Genomic DNA, 4,343 nt, shown 5'->3' with positions numbered 1-4,343 from the left:
TAGTCCGGAAAATAAAGCCTAAACACAGAGACACTAAATAGTCCGGAAAATAAAGCCTAAACACAGAGACACTATGACGCAAAGTTTTTATTATAAGAAAGTTGTGGTTTATTTTATTAGGTTCTATCACGAATTTAATGATAACTCGCAATTTGTTTATATGTAGTTGAATTATAGTTTAACTTAGTTTATATGTTGTATCGTTGAAAACCAATTGCTTGCGATTTAAGGTTGTATTTATTAAAATTCAGTATATCAGGATTATACAAATCATCTTACATCTTATGTCTAATAATCTAACGACCTATTGAAACGAGTACTAATTAAAAAATATTGTTATGTTTTCAGGAATAGTAGAAGAAGCAGCTACCGTTGTTGCAATCGAAAAGGACAAAGGGAATGTGCACATCACCTTAAAATGCTCATTTACCGATGAATTAAAGATCGATCAGAGTATTTCTCACAATGGTGTTTGCCTTACTGTCGTAAAAAAAGAAGGTGATACTTATACCGTTACAGCAATCAAAGAAACGCTCGAAAAGTCGAATCTCGGATTACTCAACCCGGGAGATAAAGTTAACCTGGAACGAAGTATGCCCATGAACGGAAGACTGGACGGGCATATTGTGCAGGGTCATGTTGACCAAACCGCACGATGCACAGAAGTCAAAGAAGCTGATGGCAGCTGGTACTTTACTTTTCAGTATGACATTGACCGGGAAAAAGCAGCACAAGGTTATATGACGGTAGAAAAAGGTTCGGTTTGTGTCAACGGAGTCAGCCTGACAGTTGTTAACAGCCGCGACGACAGATTTTCGGTGGCTATAATCCCTTACACCTATGAATATACCAATTTTCATCAAATCAAGGAGGGAACGGTTGTTAATCTTGAATTTGACATCCTCGGAAAATACATAAGCAGGCTACTTCATTTCAGGGAAGATTAGTGGTTTAGAATGGAGCATGGCGCAGAGGGCACAGAGTTTCATGAACATATATACCTCAATTCTCGTATCTCTCCCCCTCTGTTTTTCCACCTTTCTACCCTTCCTTCACTTTCAGGGTCATCGACCACCGGAAGGGTTCAACTCCATGCTCCTTGCTTCTGCCTTCTGCCTGTCGGGTATTTTTAGCAAAATGTGATATTTCGTTAAATATTAAGGCGAATAATTAGCATTCGCAAACAAAAATCCTTAAATTAGTTTCTATGTGAAAACAAACAGATCATTTTTAATGCAGGTTTGAGGGATCAAAGCTGTATTTTCATATTAACAAGGCATCAGATGTACGGATTAAGACGTAAATTGACAGTATTGATGGTTGCGCTGGTGGCCACAGCCATGTTACTGGCAGGTTTTCCCGGCATCTACTTCGCCAGGCAAAAAGCGCGTGACGATGCCATCAAACAAATGCGTCTGCAGACACAAATCATCACCCGCGATATTGAACAACAATTCTTTCACATCAAAGATGTTTCTCTTGCTCTTGAGGCCTCTTTCCGAAGTTCTTTCGACACCGGCCAACATTTCACCGATAAAGAAGCGTTGAATCGTTACAAAGAAAAACTTTTACCCCGGGTAAAAGAGATTATCCACCTTATGCGGCCAATGAGCCTCTGGATTGTTTTTAACACTGATCACATTGACGGTAAACATACCATCAGTTTTTTCGATAAAAACAGAAACGGTATCTATACCAGGAGTCCGGAATACAGCATCATGGAAAAAGACCTTGCCCATCCGTCGATGCGCTGGTGGACAGAGGCAATAAAAAACGGAGAAACATGGACTACCCCATATTACTGGCCGGCGTGGGATATGAATGTCATTTCCTATTCGAGAGCAGTTTATAAGGATTCGCTGTTGATTGCCTGCCTGGGGTCCGATTTCAATTTCGACCGATTGAGTGTCTATCTTGATACTTTGCCTGTGTTTAAGACCGGGCACATCCTGTTGTTCGACAATAACGACAATCTTGTTTACTCAAGAAACCGGGAAGGGCGTTTCAGCAATATTTCAAATACGCAGGTAGAAAAAATCACAGAGACAAAAGAAAACTTTATACTGATAAAGGAAAACGAGGGGAACGGCACTTCTGCCGTTGCCATTGATCATTTACAGAATGGATGGAAAATTGCACTTATTGTTTCACAAAATGAAATCTTTGCCGATGTATACCTGCTGATACGCACTCTGTTGCTTATATTTTTCGGCGGTTTTTTCATTGCTTTTATTCTGGCTGTCTATTTCAGCAAGCATGTTACTTCCCCGGTAAAAAAACTGCTTAAAAATTTCCGAAAGGCCACCGACGGCGATCTGAGTGTCAGAAACGACATATCGAGCAACGACGAAATGCAGGAGCTGGGAGATCATTTTAACCTTATGATGAATTCATTGGAAAGCTCGTTCAAAGAACTGGAGATAGCAAAAAAAAGACTCACCATAGAAAAAGAGAGAGCTCAGGAATCGGACAGCCTGAAATCTTCTTTTCTCGAAAATCTCAGCCATGAAGTGCGTACCCCCTTAATGGCTATAGTTGGTTTCTCGGAACTAATGGCTGATCCTGGAGCTGCACCCAACGAAAGAAAAGAATTCTTTGAGCACATAGCCTACAACAGCAACAAATTGGTAACCTTTATTGAAGATACCCTCTTGTTCTCCCAACTGGAAAAAGGACAAGTACAGGTAAGAAACCAGCGCTTCAGGGCAAGTCAGATTTTGAGCGAACTGCAGGAAGAATTTGAAAAGCGACGCGACGAAGAAAAACCCGACCTTTACTTCAGAGTCCTGTCAGACGGCTGTGATATGGAACTAAATACCGACCCGCAACTATTGAAGCGTTTGGTCAGGTATCTCCTCGACAATGCCTTTAAATTTACCGATTCGGGAGGAGTAACTCTGATCTGCCGGAAGACTGTCCACCATTTTGAGATCAGCATTTCAGACAGTGGAATTGGTATCTCCGATGACAAAACCGAGGTGGTGTTCCGCAAGTTCTGCAAAGTAATTGAAACAAACGACAGGATTTATGACGGAGCAGGAATAGGATTGACTAATGCCCGGGGTATTGCACTTTTACTTGGCGGAACAATTGAACTCAGCTCAACCCGCGGGGAAGGAACAACCGTGACCGTATCATTTCCTCTGAACAACAAATAAGCCTGCTTTTTTCAGAAAACCCTGCTATCTTTACCTCAAAAAATTTTAAAATCCCGGATTATGTCCTTTTTGAACCGACTTACAGCCCTGGAACTTCGTTTATCAGGTGTATCATGGATACTTCGCCATACCATCCAGAGGAAAAAGGTAACCATTCTGATGTTCCATAAACCTTTACCTGAAGATTTTGAAAAGGCAGTTGTGGCATTAAAAAAACGATACAACATTCTTCCATTTTCACAATTCATAGACCAAAATCTGAATGCCGGATTCAAACTACCTCCCAGACCACTTGTTATTACGCTGGACGACGGATGGGCTTCAAACTATTTCCTGCTGCCGGTTATTGAAAAATACGAGGTACCGGTCATCATTTTTCTGATGGCAGAAATTGCCGACACCAAAAGGCAACCATGGTTCAAATTTATAAATAACAAACACCAGAAACAGGAGCTCAAGAGAGTATCCGATTCGATAAGAATGACAACATTAAAACACCGGGGATTTGAAGAAACCAGAGAATACAGCGAAAGGATAGCGCTTAACCTGCAGGAAATAACAGAAATGCAGGCATCAGGACTGGTAGAATTCGGTTCACATACCCTTTTCCATCCCATCCTGCCAAGATGTAACGATGCCAAAGCACTTCGAGAAATTCAAGTCTCAAAGCAAAAGGTGGAAGCACTCACCGGCAGGACTTGCCGTTTCTTTTCATTTCCTAACGGGGAATACAGCGAACGCGACATCCGGCTTTGTAAAAAGGCCGGTTATGAGGCTGCGGTAACTCTTGATGTGGGATTTAACCAACCGGGAAGTGATCCGTTCCGGTTAAAACGGATATCGGTACCCGACAAAAGCTCTGTTTCCGAACTGCTGATAAAAGCTTCCGGTTTTTGGGCTTTCTTTAAAGTAATTGTCGGGAAACAGAAGAAAAATCGACGCCATAGCGGACTTTAGGTTAATGTCGTAAATCAGTACCCGGTAGTCTACAGTAATTTGTTTCAAGAATTTTACACTCTCACCTGGATAGAAGGCAGAAGTTTGACAGGCAGAAGGCAACCTTCTGCCTGTCGATTACTTATTTCTAAAAATCACATGATCTATTGATTTACAGGTGCAACCATTTTTAAAGATTTGCGTGAAAAACCTTGCACCTTTAATGGAGCTATGCGATGTAAATAATTT

At 41.3% G+C, this 4,343-nt stretch carries 3 protein-coding genes; all 3 read left to right on the top strand.

What is annotated here, in order from left to right; all coding sequences use genetic code 11:
• The first annotated feature begins 338 nt into the window (after positions 1 to 338).
• The 3 genes from OQ5_RS0101145 (at position 339) to OQ5_RS0101135 (ending at position 4,115) form a co-directional block, all read left to right on the top strand.
• Positions 339 to 947, top strand: a complete 609-nt coding sequence (locus OQ5_RS0101145) for a riboflavin synthase (RefSeq protein WP_016775730.1) — start codon at positions 339 to 341, stop codon at positions 945 to 947.
• A 336-nt stretch (positions 948 to 1,283) separates the two neighbouring features.
• Positions 1,284 to 3,158 carry an ATP-binding protein gene (locus tag OQ5_RS0101140; protein ID WP_016775729.1) on the top strand — a complete coding sequence of 625 codons (1,875 nt, stop codon included), beginning with the start codon at positions 1,284 to 1,286 and terminating at the stop codon, positions 3,156 to 3,158.
• Between the two features lie 60 nt (positions 3,159 to 3,218).
• A complete protein-coding gene (locus OQ5_RS0101135; RefSeq protein WP_016775728.1) occupies positions 3,219 to 4,115 on the top strand; it encodes a polysaccharide deacetylase family protein in 897 nt (298 codons plus the stop codon).
• Positions 4,116 to 4,343 lie beyond the last annotated feature (228 nt).

The organism is Anaerophaga thermohalophila str. Valhall (assembly GCF_000250735.1).
GTDB lineage: Bacteria > Bacteroidota > Bacteroidia > Bacteroidales > Marinilabiliaceae > Anaerophaga > Anaerophaga thermohalophila_A.
This window is presented reverse-complemented; position numbering and strand designations above follow the sequence as displayed.